Source organism: Pseudomonas sp. MPB03, from assembly GCF_046605385.1.
GTDB classification, from domain to species: Bacteria; Pseudomonadota; Gammaproteobacteria; order Pseudomonadales; family Pseudomonadaceae; genus Aquipseudomonas; species Aquipseudomonas zanjanensis.
Window position 1 is genome coordinate 2,332,230 of the sequence record NZ_CP176770.1, and the last position, 22,215, is coordinate 2,354,444.

The 22,215-nt window shown below is 61.5% G+C and carries 19 protein-coding genes; 11 read left to right on the forward strand and 8 right to left on the reverse strand.

Translation table 11 applies throughout. The features are described from left to right. Positions 1-5 precede the first annotated feature (5 nt). On the reverse strand, positions 6-3,455 hold the full coding sequence (mfd, locus tag ACLH0I_RS10240; protein ID WP_072407814.1) for a transcription-repair coupling factor: 3,450 nt from the start codon (positions 3,453-3,455) through the stop codon (positions 6-8). Positions 3,456-3,623: 168 nt separating this feature from the next. On the opposite strand from mfd, the gene ACLH0I_RS10245 reads away from it, so the two are divergent. Next, entirely contained in the window at positions 3,624-5,087 is a 1,464-nt protein-coding gene (locus ACLH0I_RS10245) for a glyceraldehyde-3-phosphate dehydrogenase (protein ID WP_411386946.1), read from the forward strand. A 183-nt stretch (positions 5,088-5,270) separates the two neighbouring features. Here ACLH0I_RS10245 and ACLH0I_RS10250 read toward each other — a convergent pair whose 3' ends face one another. Then, positions 5,271-6,569 carry an MFS transporter gene (locus ACLH0I_RS10250; protein ID WP_250962703.1) on the reverse strand — a complete coding sequence of 433 codons (1,299 nt, stop codon included), beginning with the start codon at positions 6,567-6,569 and terminating at the stop codon, positions 5,271-5,273. Between the two features lie 172 nt (positions 6,570-6,741). Here ACLH0I_RS10250 and ACLH0I_RS10255 point away from each other — a divergent pair, with 172 nt between their 5' ends. Continuing rightward, positions 6,742-7,791, forward strand: a complete 1,050-nt coding sequence (locus tag ACLH0I_RS10255) for an FAD:protein FMN transferase (protein ID WP_411386947.1) — start codon at positions 6,742-6,744, stop codon at positions 7,789-7,791. A 348-nt stretch (positions 7,792-8,139) separates the two neighbouring features. Further along, positions 8,140-9,534: a Si-specific NAD(P)(+) transhydrogenase gene (sthA, locus tag ACLH0I_RS10260; protein WP_003183399.1), complete on the forward strand. Its 1,395-nt coding sequence runs from the start codon at positions 8,140-8,142 to the stop codon at positions 9,532-9,534. Between the two features lie 42 nt (positions 9,535-9,576). Here sthA and ACLH0I_RS10265 read toward each other — a convergent pair whose 3' ends face one another. Both ACLH0I_RS10265 and ACLH0I_RS10270 read right to left on the reverse strand, forming a co-directional pair. Continuing rightward, complete coding sequence (locus ACLH0I_RS10265; RefSeq protein ID WP_053120741.1) at positions 9,577-10,299, reverse strand: glycerophosphodiester phosphodiesterase; 723 nt, start codon at positions 10,297-10,299, stop codon at positions 9,577-9,579. Then, entirely contained in the window at positions 10,296-10,892 is a 597-nt protein-coding gene (locus ACLH0I_RS10270; protein ID WP_207961299.1) for a PilZ domain-containing protein, read from the reverse strand. Before ACLH0I_RS10270 ends, ACLH0I_RS10265 begins: the two co-directional genes overlap by 4 nt. A 94-nt stretch (positions 10,893-10,986) precedes the next feature. Here ACLH0I_RS10270 and ACLH0I_RS10275 point away from each other — a divergent pair, with 94 nt between their 5' ends. From ACLH0I_RS10275 to ACLH0I_RS10285, 3 genes are all read left to right on the forward strand, one after another. Continuing rightward, positions 10,987-12,237: a lipoprotein-releasing ABC transporter permease subunit gene (locus ACLH0I_RS10275; RefSeq protein ID WP_207961301.1), complete on the forward strand. Its 1,251-nt coding sequence runs from the start codon at positions 10,987-10,989 to the stop codon at positions 12,235-12,237. A 7-nt stretch (positions 12,238-12,244) separates the two neighbouring features. Continuing rightward, a complete protein-coding gene (gene lolD, locus ACLH0I_RS10280) occupies positions 12,245-12,928 on the forward strand; it encodes a lipoprotein-releasing ABC transporter ATP-binding protein LolD (protein WP_162843734.1) in 684 nt (227 codons plus the stop codon). A 63-nt stretch (positions 12,929-12,991) separates the two neighbouring features. Beyond that, a complete protein-coding gene (locus ACLH0I_RS10285) occupies positions 12,992-14,236 on the forward strand; it encodes a lipoprotein-releasing ABC transporter permease subunit (RefSeq protein WP_186705218.1) in 1,245 nt (414 codons plus the stop codon). Positions 14,237-14,437: 201 nt separating this feature from the next. On the opposite strand, the gene ACLH0I_RS10290 is transcribed toward ACLH0I_RS10285, so the two are convergent. Together ACLH0I_RS10290 and ACLH0I_RS10295 are read right to left on the reverse strand one after the other, a co-directional pair. Beyond that, positions 14,438-15,790, reverse strand: coding sequence for a heavy metal sensor histidine kinase (locus ACLH0I_RS10290; protein WP_411386948.1), 1,353 nt, complete (start codon positions 15,788-15,790; stop codon positions 14,438-14,440). Then, positions 15,787-16,467 (reverse strand): heavy metal response regulator transcription factor, encoded by a 681-nt coding sequence (locus ACLH0I_RS10295; protein WP_250965528.1) that lies wholly within the window; start codon positions 16,465-16,467, stop codon positions 15,787-15,789. Before ACLH0I_RS10295 ends, ACLH0I_RS10290 begins: the two co-directional genes overlap by 4 nt. Before the next feature lie 151 nt (positions 16,468-16,618). Here ACLH0I_RS10295 and ACLH0I_RS10300 point away from each other — a divergent pair, with 151 nt between their 5' ends. Together ACLH0I_RS10300 and queF are read left to right on the forward strand one after the other, a co-directional pair. Then, positions 16,619-17,140, forward strand: a complete 522-nt coding sequence (locus tag ACLH0I_RS10300) for a plastocyanin/azurin family copper-binding protein (RefSeq protein WP_250965529.1) — start codon at positions 16,619-16,621, stop codon at positions 17,138-17,140. Positions 17,141-17,201: 61 nt separating this feature from the next. After that, positions 17,202-18,032, forward strand: coding sequence for an NADPH-dependent 7-cyano-7-deazaguanine reductase QueF (gene queF, locus ACLH0I_RS10305; RefSeq protein ID WP_411386949.1), 831 nt, complete (start codon positions 17,202-17,204; stop codon positions 18,030-18,032). Between the two features lie 215 nt (positions 18,033-18,247). Here the strand turns inward: queF and ACLH0I_RS10310 are convergent, their stop codons facing one another. Both ACLH0I_RS10310 and ACLH0I_RS10315 read right to left on the reverse strand, forming a co-directional pair. After that, entirely contained in the window at positions 18,248-18,514 is a 267-nt protein-coding gene (locus ACLH0I_RS10310) for a DUF4404 family protein (protein ID WP_250965531.1), read from the reverse strand. 108 nt (positions 18,515-18,622) lie between these two features. Continuing rightward, on the reverse strand, positions 18,623-19,243 hold the full coding sequence (locus ACLH0I_RS10315; protein ID WP_411386950.1) for an HAD family phosphatase: 621 nt from the start codon (positions 19,241-19,243) through the stop codon (positions 18,623-18,625). A 202-nt stretch (positions 19,244-19,445) separates the two neighbouring features. On the opposite strand from ACLH0I_RS10315, the gene ACLH0I_RS10320 reads away from it, so the two are divergent. The 3 genes from ACLH0I_RS10320 (at position 19,446) to rssC (ending at position 22,134) form a co-directional block, all read left to right on the forward strand. After that, positions 19,446-20,135, forward strand: a complete 690-nt coding sequence (locus tag ACLH0I_RS10320) for a VacJ family lipoprotein (RefSeq protein WP_411386951.1) — start codon at positions 19,446-19,448, stop codon at positions 20,133-20,135. Positions 20,136-20,470: 335 nt separating this feature from the next. After that, positions 20,471-21,652 carry a two-component system response regulator RssB gene (gene rssB / locus ACLH0I_RS10325; protein WP_053120765.1) on the forward strand — a complete coding sequence of 394 codons (1,182 nt, stop codon included), beginning with the start codon at positions 20,471-20,473 and terminating at the stop codon, positions 21,650-21,652. Next, positions 21,652-22,134 carry an anti-sigma factor antagonist RssC gene (gene rssC / locus ACLH0I_RS10330; protein WP_025212773.1) on the forward strand — a complete coding sequence of 161 codons (483 nt, stop codon included), beginning with the start codon at positions 21,652-21,654 and terminating at the stop codon, positions 22,132-22,134. Before rssB ends, rssC begins: the two co-directional genes overlap by 1 nt. Positions 22,135-22,215 lie beyond the last annotated feature (81 nt).

The window sequence follows — 22,215 nt, forward strand, 5'->3', positions numbered from 1 at the left end:
GTCCTTCAAGCAGTGGTCGGAGTGAGGCGCTCGAACAGCGCCTCTACGGTATTGAAACGCTCTTCCGCGCGTTCCATGGGCACCATGAACTTGAACATCGTGGCGCCTTCGAACTTGTAGCGTTTGGGCTGGCCCTGGATCAACTTGATCAGCACCAGTGGGTCGACCGGCGTCTGGGCCTCGAACTCGATCCGGCCGCCATTGGGGCCGCCATCGACTTTCTTGATGCCCAGTTGCTCGGCCTTAAGCTTGAGCAACGTGGTGCGCACCAGGTTCTTGGTCGGTTCCGGCAGCAGGCCGAAGCGGTCGATCATCTCCACTTGCAGGTCCTTGAGGCCTTCCTCGTCGCTGGCCGAGGCGATGCGTTTGTAGAGGATCAGCCGTGCGTGGACGTCCGGCAGGTAGTCTTCCGGGATCAGTGCCGGTACTCGCAGGTTGATTTCCGGCCCGCCGCCCAGGGGTTGGTCGAGGTTCGGCTGCTCGCCCTTGCGGATCGACTTGACCGCGCGTTCGAGCATCTCCATGTACAGCGTGAAGCCGACGGCCTGGATCTGGCCGCTCTGGCCGTCGCCGAGCAATTCGCCGGCGCCACGGATTTCCAGGTCGTTGGTGGCCAGCACGAAGCCGGCGCCGAGGTCCTGGGTGTTGGCGATGGCTTCCAGGCGTTTTTCCGCATCCGGGGTGATTTGTTGGCGCGGTGGCGTCAACAGGTAGGCATAGGCCTGGTGGTGGCTGCGACCGACCCGGCCGCGCAACTGGTGCAGTTGGGCCAGGCCGAATTTGTCGGCGCGCTCGATGATGATGGTGTTGGCGCTCGGCACGTCGATGCCGGTCTCGATGATGGTCGAGGCGATCAGCACGTTGAAGCGCTTGTGGTAGAAGTCGCTCATCACCTGTTCGAGTTCACGCTCGCGCATCTGCCCGTGGCCGATGCCGATGCGCGCTTCCGGCACCAGCTCGGCCAGGTCGGCGGCACATTTCTCGATGGTCTTCACGTCATTGTGCAGGTAATAGACCTGGCCGCCGCGCAGCAGCTCACGCAACAGGGCTTCCTTGACCGTGCTTTTGTTCTGCTCCATGACAAAGGTGCGCACCGACAGGCGCCGGGCCGGCGGCGTGGCGATGATCGACAGGTCGCGCATGCCCGACACCGCCATGTTCAACGTGCGCGGGATTGGCGTGGCGGTCAGGGTCAGGATGTCGACTTCGCTGCGCAGGGCCTTGAGCTGTTCCTTCTGGCGCACGCCAAAACGATGCTCTTCGTCGATGATCACCAGCCCCAGGTTCTTGATCTTCACATCGTCCTGCAGCAGCTTGTGCGTGCCGATGACGATGTCGATCTTGCCCTCGGCCAGGTCGGCCACGGCGGCGTTCACTTCCTTGGTGGATTTGAAGCGACTCATCACTTCCACGGTCACTGGCCAGTCGGCGAAGCGGTCGCGGAAACTGTTGTAGTGCTGCTGGGCCAGCAGGGTGGTCGGGACCAGGATCGCCACCTGTTTGCCGCCATGCACGGCAATGAAGGCGGCGCGCATCGCCACTTCGGTCTTGCCGAAGCCCACGTCGCCACACACCAGTCGATCCATGGGCTTGGGGGCGAGCATGTCGGCGCGCACGGCTTCGATGGTGGTCTGTTGGTCGACGGTTTCTTCGAAGGGGAAGCCGGCACTGAAGGTTTCGTAGTCGGCTTTCGGATCGGCGAAGGCGTAGCCCTCGCGAGCCGCGCGACGGGCGTAGATGTCCAGCAGTTCGGCAGCGACGTCGCGCACCTGTTCGGCCGCCTTGCGCTTGGCTTTCTGCCAGGTTTCCGAGCCCAGGCGATGCAGCGGGGCCAGGGCATCGTCGCTGCCGGTGTAGCGAGCGATCAGGTGCAGGTTCGCCACTGGCACGTAGAGCTTGGCGCCCTCGGCGTACTCAAGGGTCAGGAACTCGGCGGCCTGGTTGTCGATTTCCAGTGTCGCCAGGCCCAGGTAGCGACCCACGCCGTGATCGATGTGTACCACCGGCGCGCCTTCACGCAGCTCGGTGAGGTTCTTGATGACGGCGTCGTTGGCGGCGTCGGCACGTTTCTCGCGACGGCGGCGCTGCATGACCCGCTGGCCGAACAACGGACTTTCGGCCACCAGTGCCAGGGCCGGGTCATCCAGAACCAGGCCGTCGTTCAGCGGCGCGATGGTGATCGCCAGGCGATCCTTGCCGGCGACGAAGTCCGGCCAGCTGTCGACAGTCTTCGGTCGCAGCTTCAAACGTTCGAGCAGTTCCAGCAGCACTTCGCGACGTCCCGCGGATTCGGCGGTGAACAGTACGCGGCCGGGGAATGCATCGAGAAAACCCGCCAGCGCCGCCAGCGGTTGCGTGGCCTTGGCTTCGATGGCCAGGTCCGGCAATGCCTTGGCCGGGAAGCGCTCACGGCCGACGCCGGTTTCCACGTCCTGCTGGCTCGCCACCACGCGCGGCCAACTCTTGAGACGGGCAAAACAATCTTCTACCGGCAGGAACAACTCGGCTGGCGGCAATAGAGGCCGGGACGGATCGACGCGACGCTCTTCGTAGCGGTTGCGCACATCGTTCCAGAAATTTTCCGCCGCTTGCTCGATGCCCGGCAGGGAAAACACCTGGGTGTCCTGGGGCAAGTAATCGAACAGGGTGGAGGTTTCTTCGAAAAACAGCGGCAGGTAGTACTCGATACCGGCGGGCGTGATCCCGCTGCTCAGGTCCTGGAAGATCGGGCAACGGCGGAAATCCACATCGAAGCGTTCGCGAAAGCGCGCCTTGAAGCGGGTCACGGCGTCTTTCTGCAACGGGAATTCCTTGGCCGGCAACAGGCGGATCGACTGAACCTTGTCGATGGAGCGCTGGTTTTCCGGGTCGAAGGTGCGCAGCGTCTCGATTTCGTCATCGAACAGGTCGATGCGATACGGCAGTTTGCTGCCCATCGGGAACAGATCGATCAAGGCGCCGCGCACCGCGAACTCGCCGTGTTCATACACCGTGTCGACGCACCGATAGCCACTGGCCTCGAGGCGGGTGCGCATTTGCTCGACGTCGAGCTTCTGGCCGATGTCCAGCACCAGGCTGCTGCCGAGCAGAAATTGGGTCGGGGCCAGGCGATGTAGGGCTGTGGTGATCGGCACTACCAAAACGCCATGACTGAGCTCCGGCAGCCGATAAAGACTGGCGATTCGCTGGGAAATGATGTCCTGGTGCGGTGAAAACAGGTCGTAGGGCAGCGTTTCCCAGTCCGGAAAATGCAAGACCGGCAAATCCGGCGCGAAGAAACTCAGCTCCTGTTCCAGCCGTTCGGCGCTTTGGCTGTCGGCGGTCAATAGCAGGGTGAAACGCTTTGCAGCGCTGGCAGCCTCGGCGATGGCCAGGCTCAGGGCGGCACCGGGCAGGTTGCCCCAGTGCTGTTTACCTGCCGCGGCAGGGAGAAGCGGAAGACGCAGAACGGGCACGGAAGATTGAGCTCCAGCATTGCGACAAAGTCGACAATTGTAGCGGGGGAAGGGGGCTGCTGTCAGTCGCAGACTACCCAGGCAGGCAGGAAAACCACGGCGCGACGGGCGCGCATTGCTCCGCCGATGACTCGGCGGCATAATGTAGCCCCTTTTTTCAGCCCCTACATGTGGAAGGTTACCGTGACTCAGAAGCCCGACCAGTGTCTTGGTGAATGGATTGATCGTGAAGCGCTCGCCGAAGCGATGATCCCTCTCATCGGTCAGCTCTACCGCAATAACAACGTGGTGAGCTCGATCTATGGCCGCAGCCTGATCAACCAGTCTGTCATCGCGATCCTCAAAGCCCACCGCTTTGCGCGCCACCGTTCTTCCGACGACAGCGAACTCTCCGTCCACGAAACATTCCCCCTGCTCAAGGCCATGAGCGAGCTCAAGCTCGGCGCGGCTTCGGTGGACCTGGGCAAGTTGGCATTCAAATTCCGCAACGAAGGCAATGGCCGCAGCGCCGAGCAATTCGTGCGTGAAGAGATGGCTGATGTGGTTGGCCAGCAGAACGTTTCGGCTCGCAAAGGCACTGACGTGGTCCTGTACGGCTTCGGTCGTATCGGCCGTCTGCTGGCGCGCATCCTGATCGAAAAAACCGGTGGTGGCGACGGCCTGCGCCTGCGGGCCATCGTGGTGCGCAAGGGCGCCGAGAACGACCTGACCAAGCGCGCCAGCCTGCTGCGTCGCGATTCGGTCCATGGTTCGTTCAATGGCACCATCACCATCGACGAAGAAAACAACACCATCACCGCCAACGGTAACCTGATCCAGGTGATCTACGCGAAGAACCCGACCGAGGTGGATTACACCCAGTACGGCATCAAGGACGCACTGCTGGTGGACAACACCGGCGTATGGCGTGACGCCGACGGCCTGGGCCAGCACTTGGCCTGCCCGGGTGTCGACCGCGTTGTCCTGACCGCGCCTGGCAAGGGCAAGCTGAAGAACATCGTTCACGGCATCAACCACGGCGAAATCACTGCTGACGACAAGATCGTCTCCGCCGCTTCTTGCACCACCAACGCCATCGTGCCGGTGCTCAAGGCCGTGAACGACAAGTTTGGCATCGTCAACGGTCACGTCGAAACGGTTCACTCGTACACCAACGACCAGAACCTGATCGACAACTTCCACAAGGGCGATCGCCGTGGCCGCAGCGCAGCGCTGAACATGGTCATCACCGAGACCGGTGCCGCCACCGCCGCCGCCAAGGCCCTGCCTGAACTGGCCGGCAAGCTGACCGGCAACGCGATCCGCGTGCCGACGCCGAACGTGTCGATGGCCATTCTCAACCTGAACCTTGAGACAGCCGCCACCCGTGAAGAGATGAACGAGTACTTGCGCTATATGGCGCTGCACTCCGAGCTGCACAAGCAGATCGACTTCGTCAATTCCCAGGAAGTGGTGTCCACCGACTTCGTGGGCTCGCGCCACGCCGGTGTGGTGGATGCTGAAGCCACCATCAGCCAAGATAACCGCGTTGTGTTGTACGTCTGGTACGACAACGAATTCGGTTACAGCTGCCAGGTGGTTCGCGTGATGGAAGACATGGCCGGGGTAAACCCGCCAGCGTTCCCGCGCTAAGCGTTAGCCGCTTGTGGAAACGCCCCGACTTGTCGGGGCGTTTTTTTGTCTGGAGTTTGTGGTGCCTGGGCTGGCCTCATCGTCGGATCGCCGCCCGGAGCAAGCTCGCTCCCACATTGGACCGCATACATCAGCAACAACTCGGTCAACTGTGGGAGCGAGCTTGCTCGCGATGACGATTTATCAGGCGCCGCCCACTACGGAAGCCTGCGCCGTGCGCAGTTCATGCCGATTACCCTTGAACAGTACCAGGGTGGCAATCAGCCCCAGCACTGCCGCCCCAGTGAGCCATATCCCCGGTGCGGCCTTGTTGTCGAGCACATGGATCAGGTAGGTACAGGCTGCCGGGGTAAACCCGCCGAACGTTGCCGTCGCCAGGCTGTAGGCCAGGGAGAACCCGGTGGTGCGCACCTCGACCGGCATGATTTCCGTCAAGGCGACGACCATTGCACCGTTGTAGGATCCATATAGGAACGACAGCCACAGCTCGACGATCAGCAAATGGCTGAAACTGGGGTTCGCCACCAGCCAGGACAGGGCCGGATAAGCGGTCAGGATCGCCAGGACAGTCGCACCGAGCAGCAGGGGTTTGCGTCCGATCTTGTCGGAAAACGCCCCCATCACTGGCAGCCAGAAAAAATTCGACAAGCCGATGCACACCGTGACCAGCAGCGCGTCCAGGTCCGACAGGTTCAACTCGGCCTTGCCAAAGGTCGGTGTGTAGGCGGTGATCAGGTAGAACGACACGGTGGTCATCACCACCAACGCCATGCCGGCCAGGACGATGCCGAAATTCTGACCGATTGAGCGGACGATTTCCGACAGGGTAGGGCGATGTTTTCTTGCCTGGAACTCGGGCGTTTCCTCCAGCGAGCGACGGATCATGAAGATTGCCGGGACAATCATGCAACCCACCAGGAACGGTACGCGCCAGCCCCAATCCCCCATCTCCTGGGGACTCAACCAGTGATTGAGGCCAACCCCCAGCAGACCGGCAAACACCACGGCGGCCTGTTGGCTGGCCGATTGCCAACTGACAAAGAAGCCCTTGCGCCCCGGCGTGGAGATTTCCGCCAGGTAAACCGACACGCCACCCAGTTCCACGCCGGCGGAGAAACCTTGCAGCAAGCGGCCGAGCAGCACCAGCAAGGGCGCCGCCACGCCGAGGACGGCGTAGCCCGGCACGCAGGCGATCAGTATGGTGCCCATGGCCATCAGCACTAGGGTGATGATCAAGCCTTTGCGACGGCCATGGCGGTCGATGTAGGCACCGAGAAAAATCGCTCCCAGGGGGCGCATCAGGAACCCGGCACCGAACGTGGCCAGGGACAGCATCAGCGAGGCAAACGCACTGTCGGCGGGGAAGAACGTCTTGGCGATGGCCGTGGCGTAGAAGCCATAGACCATGAAGTCGAACATCTCCAGGAAGTTGCCGCTGACAACGCGAAAAATCGCCTTGCCGTTGCTCGTGTTGGAAGACATGGGTAGGTACTCACTTTCACATTTTTTTGGAAACGCAGGACCTGTGGGAGCGAGCTTGCTCGCGATGGCTATGTGTCAGCCACCTTGGTGCCGAACGTTCCGCCGCTATCGTCGGATCGCCGCCCGGACCAAGCTCGCTCCCACAGGCTTTTTGTTCGCGCCGTAGCCCATAATGGCGGGCGCGGTTTTGAGGAGAGATGAAGATTTGTTAACTGGACGATGGATAGGCCTTGTGGTGCTGGCCGGCGTGTTGTCCGGTTGCGGCGGTGGCGACACCTTGGAGCGCTTCGACGGCCCGACCATGGGCAGTCACTATTCCATCCAGTACGTCAGGCATCCCGCCGGGCCCGGTCCGAAAACGGTGCAGGCCGAGGTGGAAAACATCCTGGCCGAAGTGGATCGGCAATTCTCGACCTATCGCAGCGACTCGGACGTCGAGCGCTTCAATGCGCTGCCCGCCAACAGTTGCCAGGTCATGCCTGGCCCGGTCCTGGCATTGATCCGCGTGGGCGAGCAATGGTCGGTCCAAAGCGATGGCTCCTTCGACCTGACGGTGGAGCCACTGTTGAACCTGTGGGGCTTCGGTCCTCAGTCCCGCACAGAGCAAGTGCCGAGCGCCGAGGCGCTGGCCGAGGTGCGCCAGCGCGTTGGCCACGACCATCTGCGCATTGAGGGTGATCGGTTGTGCAAGGATGCGGCGGTAGAGGTCGACTTCAACAGTATCGCCGCCGGTCATGCCGTCGACCGCATCGCCGCCAGGCTCCAGGCCTTGGGCATCGACAGTTACCTGGCCGAAGCCACCGGTGAACTCAAGGCTGTCGGGCGTAAGCCTGATGGTTCGGCCTGGCGCATTGCCCTGGAAGAGCCTCGGGATGACCGGCAAGTGGCTGAGCGTATCATCGAGGTCAACGGCTACGGGGTTTCCACCTCGGGTGACTACCGTAAATATTTCGAGCAGGGCGGCCAGCGTTATTCCCACACCTTTGATGGGCGTACTGGTGCGCCGGTCCTACACAACCTGGCGTCCGTCACGGTGATTCATCCTTCGGCGATGATGGCCGATGGACTATCGACGCTGTTGCTGATTCTCGGTCCTGAACGGGGTTGGGACTATGCCGAAAAAAATCACATCGGGGTATTTTTCGTGCTGCGGGATGGGGAGCGTTTCGTCAGCCGCACCAACGACATCTTTGAACGGATGACCCGTGGAAAAAACCAATGACCACTGAAGCGGGATTACCGTGGCGAAGGAGCTTGCTCCCGCTTGAGTGCGAAGCGCTCACAAAAGGGGGCCGCTGCGCAGCCCAGCGGGAGCAAGCTCCCTCGCCACGATGATTTGGGCAAATCTTAAGTGAACGCTGACAGCGTTTTGAAAGCCTACCTGTGGCGAAATAGCGCAGGCAAAACTAGCCTACGACGCGACCAAGGGGTAATGTGCGCGGCGTTGACGCTTCTATAGACTGTGGCCGGGCGCGTGAACCGGCCTAAAATTGTTCCTTCATGCCGCCGGCCGGCATGATTTAGCCGTGGATGCCAAGCGTGGCATCGCGGCCTGTTCTGAGGAGTACGCATGGCTGTCTACAACTACGACGTGGTGGTACTGGGCTCCGGCCCGGCGGGGGAAGGCGCGGCAATGAACGCCGCCAAGGCAGGGCGCAAGGTGGCGATGGTCGACAGCCGTCGGCAGGTCGGCGGCAACTGCACCCACTTGGGTACCATCCCGTCCAAGGCCTTGCGTCACTCGGTCCGGCAGATCATGCAGTTCAACACCAACCCGATGTTCCGGGCCATCGGCGAACCGCGCTGGTTCTCCTTCCCGGACGTGCTCAAGAGCGCCGAGAAGGTCATCTCCAAGCAAGTGGCCTCGCGTACCGGCTACTACGCCCGCAACCGCGTGGACGTGTTCTTCGGCACCGGCAGCTTTGCCGATGAGCAGACGGTCGAAGTGGTCTGTGGCAACGGCGTGGTCGAGAAGCTGGTGGCCAAGCACATCATCATCGCCACCGGTTCGCGCCCGTATCGCCCGGCCGACATCGATTTCAACCATGCGCGGATCTACGATAGCGACACCATCCTGAGCCTGGGCCACACCCCGCGTAAGCTCATCGTCTACGGTGCCGGCGTGATCGGTTGCGAATATGCCTCGATCTTCAGCGGCCTGGGTGTGCTGGTGGAACTGGTGGACAACCGCGGCCAGTTGCTGAGCTTCCTGGACTCGGAAATCTCCCAGGCCCTGAGCTATCACTTCAGCAACAACAACATCACCGTGCGCCACAACGAAGACTACGACCGCGTCGAAGGCGTCGACAATGGCGTCATCCTGCATCTCAAGTCTGGCAAGAAGATCAAGGCCGACGCCTTGCTCTGGTGTAACGGCCGTACCGGCAATACCGACACCCTGGGCCTGGAAAACATCGGCGTGAAGGTCAACAGCCGTGGCCAGATCGAAGTCGACGAGAACTACCGCACCTGCGTGCCGAACATCTACGGTGCCGGTGACGTGATCGGCTGGCCGAGCCTGGCCAGTGCCGCTCACGACCAGGGTCGTTCGGCCGCCGGCAGTATTGTCGACAACGGCAGCTGGCGCTTCGTCAACGACGTGCCGACCGGCATCTACACCATTCCGGAGATCAGCTCGATCGGCAAGAACGAGCAGGAGCTGACCCAGGCCAAGGTGCCGTACGAGGTGGGCAAGGCATTCTTCAAGAGCATGGCGCGTGCGCAGATCGCCGGCGAGCCGCAAGGCATGCTGAAGATCCTGTTCCACCGCGAGACCCTGGAAGTGCTCGGCGTGCACTGCTTCGGCTACCAGGCATCGGAGATCGTGCACATCGGCCAGGCGATCATGAACCAGCCGGGCGAACTGAACACGCTGAAGTACTTCGTCAACACCACGTTCAACTACCCGACCATGGCCGAAGCCTATCGGGTAGCCGCCTACGACGGGCTCAACCGGCTTTTTTGAGCGGCTCCGGCCGGTGGCCTGAGCCGGCCGGGGAGACCGATTTCAGCAATTCTCGAGGGTGGCAGTGGCCAAACCGGGAAAGTCTGTAATCAGGCTGTCAGCGCCAAAGTCGGCGAGCCTGCGCATGAGCGCGGGCTCATTGACGGTCCACACCGACACATGCAGCCCCTGGCGCTGCGCCTTGGCCAGGCGTTCCGGCGTGCACAGGGTCCAGTTCAGCGCCAGAATCTCGCAGCCGTAGCTCTGGGCGACCTTCAACGGGTCGAGCCAGGCGTATTCGGCCACCAGTCCACGGGAAATGTCCGGGGTCAGGTCCAGGGCCGCCTTGAGCACTTCCCGGGAACTGGAAGTGATGGTGATCTTGTCCAGCAGCCCGAAACGCTGGGCCATTTCGCGGATGCCCAGCACGGTGGCGGCGGCGCGGGTGCGTGAAGCGCTCTTGACCTCCAGTTGCCAATGCTCGAAATCACATTGCTCGAACAGCTCCTCCAAGCGCGGGATCGGGCACGGCTTGATCCAGCCCGGGCCACCCTTGCGCGCATCGTAGGTCACCAGCTCTGCGGCGGAATGCTCCACCACCTTGCCGCGCCGGTCGGTGGTGCGCTTGAGGGTCGGGTCGTGGATCACCATCAACTCGCCGTCCATTGAAAGATGCAGGTCCAGCTCGCAACGGCGTACGCCGTGCTTGAGGCACTCCTGAAAACCGGTCAGGGTGTTTTCCGGCGCTTCGCCCTTGGCGCCGCGGTGGCCATAAATGAGGGTCACGGTTCTTCCTTATTGATACCTGATTCGTTCAGTTCCCGGGCCAGGCGCCGTTCTTGCGCCTGTTTCTGCAGGATGTAGCGGGCCAGCAACTGGCGCTGGGCGTCGGTCGGGCGTTCGAACTCGGTGCCCACGTCGTAGCCGTCGCCCTTGGGGTCGCAGTGCGTGACCCGCGCCCGCAGCAGCAAGCCGAGGGCCTGGGGCATCAGCACCAGCTTGATCGACAGGTGCGCGCCGACGGCGATGGGGGTGGGGTATTGGAAGTCGATGCCGCCTTCGGAAATGATCACTGGCTGCGGTTCACCGATTTCGCCGAGCACCGTCAAGGCAATGACCTGGCTGAGCAGGTCGATGCGTTTGTTCATCGCCTTGAGGTACGCCGCGATGCTGCGTTCGCGCTCGCTGATCTGACGCAGCAGGTGTTGCGACTCGAATTCGCTCAGGTGCAGTTCGCTGAGCAGATTGAACAATGGAGAAGCATCCTGCAACACTTCCTGGCCAGCAGCTTCAGGAATGGACAGGGGCCGAATTTCCAGTGCGATCGTGTCCTCGATACGGTAGTATTCGCGGCGATCTTCTTCATCTAATGTCGACATGGCGAACCCATGGTAGCGGCGGTGGTCTGAGTGTAAAGCTGGTTTGTGACCCCCGCCACAAGGACGTTCCTTTTCCCTCCGAACAAGCCCCGACATGTTCAGACCTCTCTTCGTATTTATCGGCACGCGTTATACCCGTGCAAAGCGTCGCAATCATTTTGTATCGTTCATTTCCCTGACCTCCATCATCGGTCTCGCCCTCGGCGTGGTCGTGATGATTGTCGTACTGTCGGTGATGAACGGCTTCGATCATGAGATGCGCACCCGCGTGCTGGGCATGGTGCCCCACGCGACCCTCGAAACCGGCGAAGCCATCAGCGACTGGCCGAGCCTGGCCGCCAAGGTCAAGCAGAACCCGCAGGTGCTGGCCGTGGCGCCCTTCACCCAGATGCAGGGGCTGCTGACCAACGACGGCAAGGTGTCCAAGGTCCTGCTCAACGGCATCGATCCCGGGTTGGAACGGCAGGTGTCGATCATCGACAACTTCATGAAGCAGGGCAAACTCGACGACCTGGCGCCGGGCAGCTTCGGCATCGTCATCGGCGACAAGGCCGCGGCGAAGCTCGGCGTGGCCATCGGCGACAAGCTGACGTTCGTTGCGCCGGAAGTCACCGTGACGCCGGGCGGCATGTTCCCGCGCATGAAGCGCTTTACCGTGGTCGGCATTTTCCATGTGGGTGCTGGCGAGCTCGATGGCTACCTCGGCGTGACCAATCTCCAGGATCTCGCCCGCCTGCATCGCTGGAAGCCGGATCAGGTCCAGGGCCTGCGCTTGAAGTTCGACGACCTGTTCCAGGCCCCTCGAGTGGCCTGGACCATCGCCCAGCAGCTTGGCGAAGACCGCTACTACGCCCGGGACTGGACGCGCACCCACGGCAACCTGTACCAGGCGATCCGCATGGAGAAAGCCATGATCGGCCTGCTGCTGTTGCTGATCGTCGCCGTGGCGGCGTTCAACATCATCTCCACGCTGGTGATGGTGGTGAACGACAAGAAGGGCGACATCGCCATCCTGCGTACCCTCGGTGCCACGCCGGGGCAGATCATGCGGATCTTCATGGTCCAGGGCACCGTCATCGGCGTCATCGGCACGTTCGTCGGCGCTTTGGTCGGCATGTTCGCCGCGCTGAATGTCAGCGCGGCGATCGCCGGCCTCGAAGGGCTGATCGGGCACAAGTTCCTCAACGCCGACGTGTACTTCATCGACTACCTGCCATCGCAGCTGCAGTCCGATGACGTGTTGATGGTCTGCGGCGCCGCGTTGGTCCTGAGTTTCCTCGCCACCCTGTATCCTGCCTGGCGTGCCGCGCGCACCCAGCCTGCGGAGGCGTTACGTTATGAGTGAGTCGGGCATGAGTGAAAAAGCAATCTTGAGCTGCCGCAACCTGGGCAAATCCTACGAGGAAGGCCCAGAGTCGGTGGTGGTGTTGTCGGGCCTGCAACTGGAGTTGCATCCAGGCGAGCGCGTGGCGATTGTCGGCACCTCCGGGTCGGGCAAAAGTACCTTGCTCAACCTGCTGGGCGGGCTGGATACGCCGACCGCTGGCAGTGTCTGGCTGGCCGGCGAAGAGCTTTCGGCGCTGAATGAGAAGGCCCGTGGCCTGCTGCGCAACCGGTCCCTGGGCTTTGTCTACCAGTTCCACCACCTGCTGCCCGAGTTCACCGCGCTGGAAAACGTCTGCATGCCGCTGTTGATCGGCCGCACGGCAATTCCCGAGGCTCGTCAGCGCGCCACGGCGTTGCTGGAACGGGTAGGGTTGGGGCATCGCCTGGAGCACAAGCCAGCCGAACTGTCCGGTGGCGAGCGCCAGCGCGTGGCGATTGCCCGGGCCCTGGTCAACAAGCCTGGCTTGGTGATGCTCGACGAGCCGACCGGCAACCTCGACTCCCACACCGCCCAAGGCATCCAGGACTTGATGCTGGAACTCAGCACCTCGATGCGTACGGCGTTCCTGGTGGTGACCCACGACATGAACCTGGCCCGCCAGATGGACCGCGTCCTGCATTTGCAGGAAGGTTGCCTGACCCCCATCTGACCGACCGAAACCCGGTACTTGCTGCAAGTGCCGGGTCTTTTATTTGCATACGGTGCCCAGCGAATGTTCAGACCGTTATCGATTTTCATCGGCACGCGCTATACCCGCGCCAAGCGCCGCAATCGCTTTGTTTCGTTCATCTCCATGACCTCGATGATCGGCCTCGCCCTGGGCGTGCTGGCGATGATCGTGGTGTTGTCGGTGATGAACGGCTTCCAGCGCGAAATGAGCTCGCGCATCCTCGGCATGGTGCCCCACGCCACCATCGTCGGCGTCAACCCGATCGACGACTGGCAGCCGGTGGCCGCCGCGGCGCTGAAAAATCCCGCAGTCACGGCGGCCGTGCCGTTTACCGAGATGGAAGGGATGCTGAGCCATAAGGGTTCGATGCAGCCGATCCAGATCAGCGGCATCGATCCGGCCCAGGAAGGCAAGGTGTCCATCGTTGCCCAGCATATCGTCCAAGGGCGTCTCGATGCCTTGAAACCGGGCGAGTTTGGCGTGGTGATCGGTGAGATCACGGCTCGGCGCTTTCGCCTGAACGTGGGCGATAAACTGACCCTCATCGTGCCGGAAGTCAGCACCGCGCCGGGCGGCATCACCCCGCGGATGCAGCGCTTGAATGTCGTGGGTGTGTTCAAGGTCGGCGCGGAGCTGGACGGCTCCATGGCGCTGATTCACCTGGCCGATGCCGCGCAGATGCAGCATTGGCAGCCGAACCAGGTGCAAAGCGTGCGCCTGGCGGTGAAAGACCTGTACGCGGCGCCGAAGGTCTCCGGTGACATCGCTGCCGGTCTTGGTGCGAGTTACAAGTCTGACGACTGGACCCACACCCAGGGCAGCCTGTTCAGCGCCATGAAAATGGAAAAAACCATGATTGGCCTGCTGTTGCTGATGATCGTCGCGGTGGCGGCGTTCAACATCATCGCGACCCTGATCATGGTGGTAAACGACAAGGGCGCGGACATCGCGATCCTGCGCACCATCGGCGCCACGCCGCGGCAGATCATGGCGATCTTCATGGTCCAGGGCACGGTGATCGGCGTCGTCGGCACGCTGATCGGTGGCGTGCTGGGCGTGATCGCGGCGTTGAACGTCAGTGCGCTGGTGGGTTGGCTGGAGCGGGTCAGCGGCCAGCACATCTTCAGTTCCGACGTGTACTTCGTCAGCAACTTGCCGTCGGAACTGCAGCGTGGGGACGTGGTGCTGATCTGCTCGGCCGGGTTCATCCTGAGCTTCCTCGCCACCGTGTACCCGGCGTGGCGCGCGGCGAAGATCGAACCGGCGCAGGCGTTGCGGTATTCCTGAGGCCCTGCAACAGTGGGTTTGCTGACTCACTGCAAGCCCACTGGCAAGTGACGATTGCTCTTGTGGCGAGGGAGCTTGCTCCCGCTGGAGCGCGAAGCGCTCCCAAAAAAACGGAAGTTCCGCGCATGCGTGCGCAGCATTTTGGGCTGCTGCGCAGCCCAGCGGGAGCAAGCTCCCTCGCCACAGGGACTTGATTCGGCCTTAATTACCCTTCGGCAGTTCGATAAGAAACCGCGTCCAGCCATCGGCCGATTCACAACGGATTTGCCCGCCATGGGCGCGGATGATCGAGCGGGTGATGGCCAGTCCAAGCCCCGCGTGTTCGCTGCTGCCTTCCTGGCGAGCCGGGTCGGCGCGGTAGAAACGGTCGAACAGGCGCGGCAGCAAATCCGCTGGAATTCCCTCGCCACTGTTTTCCACGCTTACGCTCACCCCTTGAGCCCCATCGACCATCCTCACCCGCACTTCGCCGTCAACCGGGGTGAAGCGCAGGGCGTTGTCCAGCAGGTTGGAAAGGGCTCGACGTAGCATGTTGCGATCACCCTGGATCAGGCTCTCGCCGTCGCGACTCAGGCGTACGTTAGCGTCTTCGGCCAGGAGCGCGAAGAAATCCAGCAACATGTCCACTTCCTCGGCCAATTGCAGCGGTTCGCGATGGAGCGCCAGCAGGCCGTGGTCGGCCTTGGCCAGGTACAGCATGTCGTTGACCAGTTGCGACATCCATTGCAGTTCTTCGAGATTGCTGTGCAACGCCTCGCGGTAATCCTCAAGGGCGCGCTCGCGGGTGAGGGTGACTTGGGTGTGGGTCAGCAGGTTCGACAGCGGTGTGCGCAATTCGTGGGCGATGTCGGCGGAGAACGCGGAGAGCCGTTGAAACGCGTCGTCGAGGCGTCCGAGCATGGCGTTGATGCTGTGGGCCAATTCCGCCAGTTCGGCGGGCATTTGCTCTTCGGGCAGCCGGGCGTTGAGGGAGCGGGCCGAGACATTGCCGGCTATGGCGCCCATGCGTCGCAACGGCCGCAAGGCGCGCCGGGCGGCCCAGGCACCGAGCAGGGCGGTGGCCAGGGCCGAGAGGCCGACGGTCAGCCAGATCAGCCGTTGCATGCGCTGCAGGAAGTGCTGGTGATGCGTGATATCCAGCAGCAAGGTCAGTTGCGGTGAATCGGTTCGGTCGGGGTACAGCGGCGCGTTCAACACTCGATAATCGTTGTCGGCATCGCTGAGGGTCGACAGGCCGGGGCGCTCCGGCAATTGCGCCGGGATCCGGATCGAGCTGTCGTACCAGCGCACCCCGTCACTACCCTTGATGCGCAACGCCAGGTCGGCCTGACGGCTCAGTTCATCTTCCAGACGGCTTTGGGTCTGCTCGGCGTTAAGGTCTTGCAGGGCCCGGCGCAGGCCGATCAACTTGCCTTCGAGCAGTTGCTGGTCCAGCTCGATGAAGTGCGCCTCGCTGCCCCGGCTGAACAAGACCCCGGCGAACAACGACACCACCGCCGTGCAGGCGGCGAACAGCAGCGCCAGGCGGCTGCTCAGCGACCACCGGCCCCTCACAGGCTGCGCTCTTCAAGCACATAGCCCATGCCCCGCACGGTGTGGATGAGCTTATTGGGGAACTCATCATCGATCTTGATGCGCAGTCGCCGGATGGCGACTTCGATGACGTTGGTATCGCTGTCGAAATTCATGTCCCAGACCTGGGAGGCGATCAGCGATTTGGGCAGCACTTCACCCTGGCGGCGCAGAAGCATTTCCAGCAACGCGAACTCCTTGGCGGTGAGGTCGATGCGCCGGCCGCTGCGTTCGACGCGGCGGCGGATCAGGTCCAGGCGCAAGTCCGCCAGTTGCAGGCTGGTTTCCTGTTGTGTCGAGTTGCCTCGACGCAACAGGCTCCGCACTCGCGCCAGCAACTCGGAAAAGGCAAAGGGCTTGACCAGATAATCATCGGCGCCCAGCTCCAGGCCGTGGACCCGGTCCTGCACCGCATCCCGCGCGGTGAGAAACAGCACCGGGGTATCCAGGCCGGCCCCACGGACCGCTTGGAGGATTTGCCAGCCATCACGGCCGGGCAGCATCACGTCGAGGATCAGCAAGGCGTATTCACCGCTCAAGGCCAGTTGCTGGCCAGTGATGCCGTCGGCCACCAGGTCGGCGTTGAACCCGGCTTCGCCGAGGCCCTGGCGCAGGTATTGGCCGGTTTTGGTTTGGTCTTCGACGATCAGCAATTTCATGGGCGGCTCGAGGCAGGTTGGGACGAGGGCGTTATACCGTGGCGGGTGGGTTCGTGGCGCAACCTGACAAAGTTGTAATCGAGCTGTAAGCCGATTGGCAGGCCTGCAACGATAGAGTTTCCCACATGCCGAACCTGCTTGGAGTATGGACATGTTGATGGGAAAACGCTTGATCCTGGCCGCTTGCGCGCTGGCCCTCAGTACGCCGTCGTGGGCATCGCCGGGGCATTATGATTTCGGCCAGCCTGCACCGGCGACCAAGGCCAGTCGCAGCATCGAGGTGGTGATGGGTGACATGACGTTCTATCCCGGAGCCCTGGATATCAAGGCCGGCGAGACCGTTCGGTTCGTGCTGGTCAACAAAGGCCAGTTGCTCCACGAATTCAACCTGGGCAACGCAGCCATGCACGCCGACCATCAACAGGAAATGCTCAAGATGCAGCAGAGCGGCCAGTTGCTGCCGACCGCGATGAAGCCAGGGATGGATCACGCCGCCATGGGCCACGACCAGGCGAGCATGCGCCACGATGATCCCAACAGCGTGCTAGTGGAGCCGGGCAAGACCGGCGAGCTGACCTGGACCTTCAGCAAGGCCACGCGCCTGGAGTTTGCGTGCAATATTCCTGGCCACTACCAGGCCGGGATGAAGGGCGACCTGACAGTCAGTCAGTAAGCACTCAAAGGCGGCGGCAAAGGCTGGTAGAATCCACTGATTCTTCAGTCAGGTTTCCGTCATGCATCCCGCAGCCGAACATTCGCCGCTGGGCAAATCCAGCGAATACATCGCCACGTACACGCCGTCACTGCTGTTCCCGATCCCGCGCACCGCGAAATGGGCGGAACTGGGCCTGACGGCCGAGACCCTGCCGTACAAGGGCGTGGATTTCTGGAACTGTTTCGAGCTGTCCTGGCTGTTGCCGTCCGGAAAGCCGGTGGTGGCCATCGGGGAATTCGCGATCCCGGCGGATTCGCCGAATATCATCGAATCCAAATCCTTCAAGCTGTACCTCAATTCGTTGAACCAGACCCCGTTCGCCGATACCGCGAGCCTGGAAGCGACGCTGCGCAAAGACCTTTCGGCGGCTGCCGGCAAGCCAGTGGGTGTACGGATCCGCAGTCTCAAGGATGTGGAAAGCGAAGGCATCGTGGCGCTGCCCGGTACGTGCATCGACGACTTGGACATCAGTGTCGATTCCTACGCGCACCCGCGCCCGGAACTGCTGCGTTGCGATGCTTCGCGCATCGTCGAGCAAAGCCTGCACAGTCATTTGCTCAAGTCCAACTGCCCGGTGACCAGCCAGCCAGACTGGGGCAGCGTGGCGGTGGAATATCGCGGCGCGGCCCTGGACCCGGCCAGCCTGCTGGCCTACATCGTCAGCTTCCGCCAGCATTCGGATTTCCATGAGCAATGCGTGGAGCGGATCTTTCTTGACCTGCAGCGGTTGCTCAAGCCGGAGAAATTGACGGTGTATGCGCGGTATGTGCGCCGTGGCGGGCTGGATATCAACCCGTATCGCAGTACTGAAGCCGTTCAACTGCCGAACCATCGCCTGGTCCGCCAATAACTTTTCTTGTGGCAGTGGGTTCTTGTGGAGGTGAGCTCTTGTGGGAGCGAGCTTGCTCGCGATGAGTCCGGCACATTCAATAGTGAGATTGGCTGACACATCGCTATCGTCGGATCGCCGCCCGGAGCAAGCTCGCTCCCACAGGGGATTGCATTTCAGGTCGTTGGAACTAAAAAGCCCTGCTAGCGTTAGCAGGGCTTTTTGGCATCCGGCATTCAGATTCCCATGTTGCCCAAGGTCAACATGATGTTGCGCAACGTGCTGGCGATACCTGGGTGGTCAACCTCAAAACGCTCTACGGCCAGGTTCACGCCGTCGACCAGGTTGTTGTCCTGAAGCTGGTTTTCCAATTGGATCTCAGCTTCGATCTGAGCCATTAGTTGATGCAGGCTTTCGCGCTCTGGTTCAGACAGCGGTGGGTTCTGGTCCAATTGCTCGCGCAGGGCATTCAGTTGGTCTTGCAATTCGCGGCGGGCAGGCATTGGCGTACTCCCTTTATTGATAGGCACACCATGGACCGCGACGCAGCGGCAAAAGTCCATGGCCTGCCTTAAGAGTAATCCACACTCACGCGCCCTGCATGATCCCGGTCAGGGCTTCTCGCCTTTAATGCGACGCAGACAGATATCGGCCAGGCAAGTCTCGAGTTCGCCCAAGTGATCGATCACTGAGTGCACCCCCAGGCTGAACAACTGCACGGTGGCCTTGGCGCGTTTGGCTTCCCGCGCCTGTTGGCTCAATGCCTGCCACTCGGCGGGCGCCAGGCCACACAAAGAGCCGCAGGAGGCCAGTCCGATGGTCCACAAACCTGCATTGAGCCCAGATTGCAACAATCGGGGTTCGCCGCTGACCAACACGCAGCCGTCCAACTGCTGGACATTCAGCGCCATCAGGGCTTGCCAGCAGGCGTGCGGAGCCGGCCATGGATAATTTGTTGCAGGAAGTTGCGGTGCTTTGATGGACGTAGGCAATGCGGCCGCGAGGCTATGACTGGTGGCCGGAGGCAATTCATCGAGCCAGGCGCAGGGGATGTTCAGATGCTGCAAGCTTTGCAGGCTTTCCAGCGCGCCGGGTGTCGGCTGGGCGTGATCCGCTGGCGCTGCCCCTGGCTGACGAATGCGCGCCCCGAAATCTACCAGGCACCCGCTCAGGCCAAACAGTACAGCGGTGAGGCTGGGGGCAGGAAGGGGCAGGGCTTCGGTGCGGGGCATGGGAACGTCCTTGAAATAACCAGCAGCCTAAAGTGCGCGGATGACAGTCCAGTGACAGTGAAGTGAAGGGCGCCAATAGCGGAAACATCCTACGGCCGGCGTGTTTTTTCGGTGCTGCCTATCCTCGCGTTCCGTCTTATACTAGCCAGCTTACCGCCTGGGCTCGGCGCCCTTGCCTGAATAATCCAAGGAGTTTTCCCCTATGCGCTGGAGCCATCGTCTAGCTCAGCTGTGTCTTTCCGCCTGCGTCCTGCTGGTTCCGTTCGCCGCCCAGGCCGCTACGGAAGACGATCCTTGGGAAAGCGTCAACCGGCCCATCTTCACCTTCAACGACACCCTTGATACCTATGCGCTCAAGCCACTGGCCCAGGGATATCAATACGTGACGCCGCAGTTCCTCGAAGACGGCATCCACAATATGTTCCGCAACATCGGTGACGTGGGCAACCTGGCCAACAACGTGCTGCAGGCCAAGCCGGCTGCTGCCGGGGTCGACACCGCCCGATTGATCTTCAACACCACCTTCGGCTTGCTGGGCTTCTTTGACGTGGGGACCCAGATGGGCCTGCAGCGCAGCGATGAAGATTTCGGCCAGACCCTCGGCTACTGGGGCGTGGGCAGTGGGCCGTATGTCATGTTGCCGCTGATGGGGCCAAGCACCCTGCGAGATGCGCCGGCCAAGCTGGTGGATAACTACACCGCCCCGTATCGCTATATCGATAACGTTTCGGTGCGTAACTCCATCTGGGGCCTGAACATCGTCGACACCCGCGCCAGCCTGTTGTCGGCCGAGAAAATGGTGAGTGGCGACAAATATGTCTTCATCCGCAACGCCTACCTGCAAAACCGTGAATTCAAGGTCAAGGATGGGCAGGTCGAAGACGACTTTTAATTTCGTCCTGTAAAACCACGAAGGCGGCCCATAAGGCCGCCTTCTGTGCTTTCGGGGCGGGTTTGATCCTTCCATTGAGTTACGCTTCGCTCGGTTCTTATAACTCTCTGTGCTTTGACAAATAAAGACGGCAAGCGGCTATCTGCATGAGCTTGAAACGCCCCGCGGATGGGAGTACCGTCTGCGCCTTAGAAGGGCACCTCTGATGTAATCGTGTGTAGGGCAATCGCCTGAAACCGGTACGACAGAGAGGCTAGAAAGCGAATCCAGTAGTGCGTGCCAGGCCAGACCGCCCAGCCCGCTACGCCAACCTAATTCTGGCGCCGTTTGCCCACATGCCAAAAACCAGTGCCACGCTGCTGATAATCGACGATGACGAAGTGGTGCGAGCCAGTCTCGCAGCCTACTTGGAAGACAGTGGTTTCAGCGTCCTGCAGGCCAGCAATGGCCAACAGGGTCTTCAGGTATTCGAGCAAGACAAGCCCGACCTGGTCATCTGCGACTTGCGCATGCCGCAGATGGGCGGACTCGAACTCATTCGCCAAGTCACCGAGATCTCCTCGCAGACGCCGGTGATCGTGGTGTCGGGCGCGGGCGTGATGAACGACGCGGTCGAGGCATTGCGCCTGGGCGCGGCGGATTACCTGATCAAGCCCCTTGAAGACCTTGCCGTGCTCGAGCATTCGGTGCGCCGGGCCTTGGACCGTTCGCGCCTGTTGGTGGAGAACCAACGCTACCGCGAGAAGCTGGAAACCGCCAACCGCGAGCTGGAAGCCAGCCTGAACCTGTTGCAGGAAGACCAGAACGCCGGGCGCCAAGTGCAGATGAACATGCTGCCGGTCAGCCCTTGGACCGTCGACGATTTCCGCTTTGCTCACCAGATCATCCCGTCGTTATACCTGTCGGGCGATTTCGTGGACTATTTTCGCGTTGACGAGCGCCGAGTGGCGTTCTACCTGGCGGATGTTTCCGGCCATGGTGCGTCTTCGGCCTTCGTGACGGTGCTGTTGAAGTTCATGACCACGCGGCTGTTGTTCGAGTCCAAGCGCAACGGCACGCTGCCAGAGTTCAAGCCTTCGGAAGTCCTTGGGCATATCAACCGAGGCCTGATCAGTTGTAAGCTGGGCAAACACGTCACAATGGTCGGTGGAGTCATCGACGAGGAGACTGGTTTGTTGACCTATAGCATCGGCGGTCACCTGCCTTTGCCTGTGTTGTATACGCCAGACAGTGTTCGTTACCTGGAAGGGCGTGGTTTGCCGGTGGGCCTGTTCAACGAGGCCACCTACGAAGACCATGTGCTTGAATTGCCGCCGACCTTCAGCCTGACGCTGATGTCTGATGGCATTTTGGACCTTTTGACAGAACCTACACTCAAAGAGAAAGAAGCGGCCTTGCCTGAACGGGTGAGTGCAGCGGGCGGCAGCCTGGAAGGCTTGCGTCAAGTGTTTGGATTAGCCACGCTCGGGGAGATGCCGGATGATATCGCCCTGTTAGTGTTGAGCAGGAACCTTTGATGAGTACCGGTAGAATCCAGTTCGCCGAGCAGGATGGCACCTTCGTCCTGAAGTTTGTCGGTGAAGTGCGCCTTACCCTGTGTTCGGCGCTGGATGCGACTATTGAGCGGATCTTCACCGCGCTGAACTTCAGCGCCATCGTGATCGACCTGACCGAAACCCGCAGCATCGACAGCACCACGTTGGGCCTGTTGGCCAAGCTGTCGATCCTGTCGCGGCAAAAGGTCGGCCTGCTGCCGACCGTCGTCACCACCCACAACGACATTACCCGTCTGCTGCAATCGATGGGCTTCGACCAGGTGTTCAACATCGTGGGCGACCCTGTGCCGTGCCCGGAATGCCTGGACGACCTGCCTGACCAGGACCAGTCCGAAGAGGAAGTGCGGATCAAGGTGCTCGAAGCCCACAAGATTCTCATGGGGCTCAACGACTCCAATCGTGAAGCGTTTCATGATCTGGTGAATGCGTTGGAGCGGCCTTGAGCCTTGGGCTTGTGTAGATCGAACTGACGCTTTCGCGAGCAAGCTCGCTCCCACAGTGTCTTGCATCGACCACACCATTTG

Bases quoted from the DNA above. Each gene is read 5' to 3' on its own strand.
- ACLH0I_RS10250 (WP_250962703.1), bottom strand. From the start codon at position 6,569: ATGTCTTCCAACACGAGCAACGGCAAGGCGATTTTTCGCGTTGTCAGC.
- rssC (WP_025212773.1), top strand. From the start codon at position 21,652: ATGAGTACCGGTAGAATCCAGTTCGCCGAGCAGGATGGCACCTTCGTC.
- ACLH0I_RS10295 (WP_250965528.1), bottom strand. From the start codon at position 16,467: ATGAAATTGCTGATCGTCGAAGACCAAACCAAAACCGGCCAATACCTG.
- ACLH0I_RS10320 (WP_411386951.1), top strand. From the start codon at position 19,446: ATGCGCTGGAGCCATCGTCTAGCTCAGCTGTGTCTTTCCGCCTGCGTC.
- ACLH0I_RS10270 (WP_207961299.1), bottom strand. From the start codon at position 10,892: ATGTCGACATTAGATGAAGAAGATCGCCGCGAATACTACCGTATCGAG.
- lolD (WP_162843734.1), top strand. From the start codon at position 12,245: ATGAGTGAAAAAGCAATCTTGAGCTGCCGCAACCTGGGCAAATCCTAC.
- queF (WP_411386949.1), top strand. From the start codon at position 17,202: ATGCATCCCGCAGCCGAACATTCGCCGCTGGGCAAATCCAGCGAATAC.
- ACLH0I_RS10275 (WP_207961301.1), top strand. From the start codon at position 10,987: ATGTTCAGACCTCTCTTCGTATTTATCGGCACGCGTTATACCCGTGCA.
- ACLH0I_RS10315 (WP_411386950.1), bottom strand. From the start codon at position 19,243: ATGCCCCGCACCGAAGCCCTGCCCCTTCCTGCCCCCAGCCTCACCGCT.
- ACLH0I_RS10310 (WP_250965531.1), bottom strand. From the start codon at position 18,514: ATGCCTGCCCGCCGCGAATTGCAAGACCAACTGAATGCCCTGCGCGAG.
- sthA (WP_003183399.1), top strand. From the start codon at position 8,140: ATGGCTGTCTACAACTACGACGTGGTGGTACTGGGCTCCGGCCCGGCG.
- ACLH0I_RS10285 (WP_186705218.1), top strand. From the start codon at position 12,992: ATGTTCAGACCGTTATCGATTTTCATCGGCACGCGCTATACCCGCGCC.
- ACLH0I_RS10255 (WP_411386947.1), top strand. From the start codon at position 6,742: ATGGCGGGCGCGGTTTTGAGGAGAGATGAAGATTTGTTAACTGGACGA.
- rssB (WP_053120765.1), top strand. From the start codon at position 20,471: ATGCCAAAAACCAGTGCCACGCTGCTGATAATCGACGATGACGAAGTG.
- ACLH0I_RS10300 (WP_250965529.1), top strand. From the start codon at position 16,619: ATGTTGATGGGAAAACGCTTGATCCTGGCCGCTTGCGCGCTGGCCCTC.
- ACLH0I_RS10245 (WP_411386946.1), top strand. From the start codon at position 3,624: ATGTGGAAGGTTACCGTGACTCAGAAGCCCGACCAGTGTCTTGGTGAA.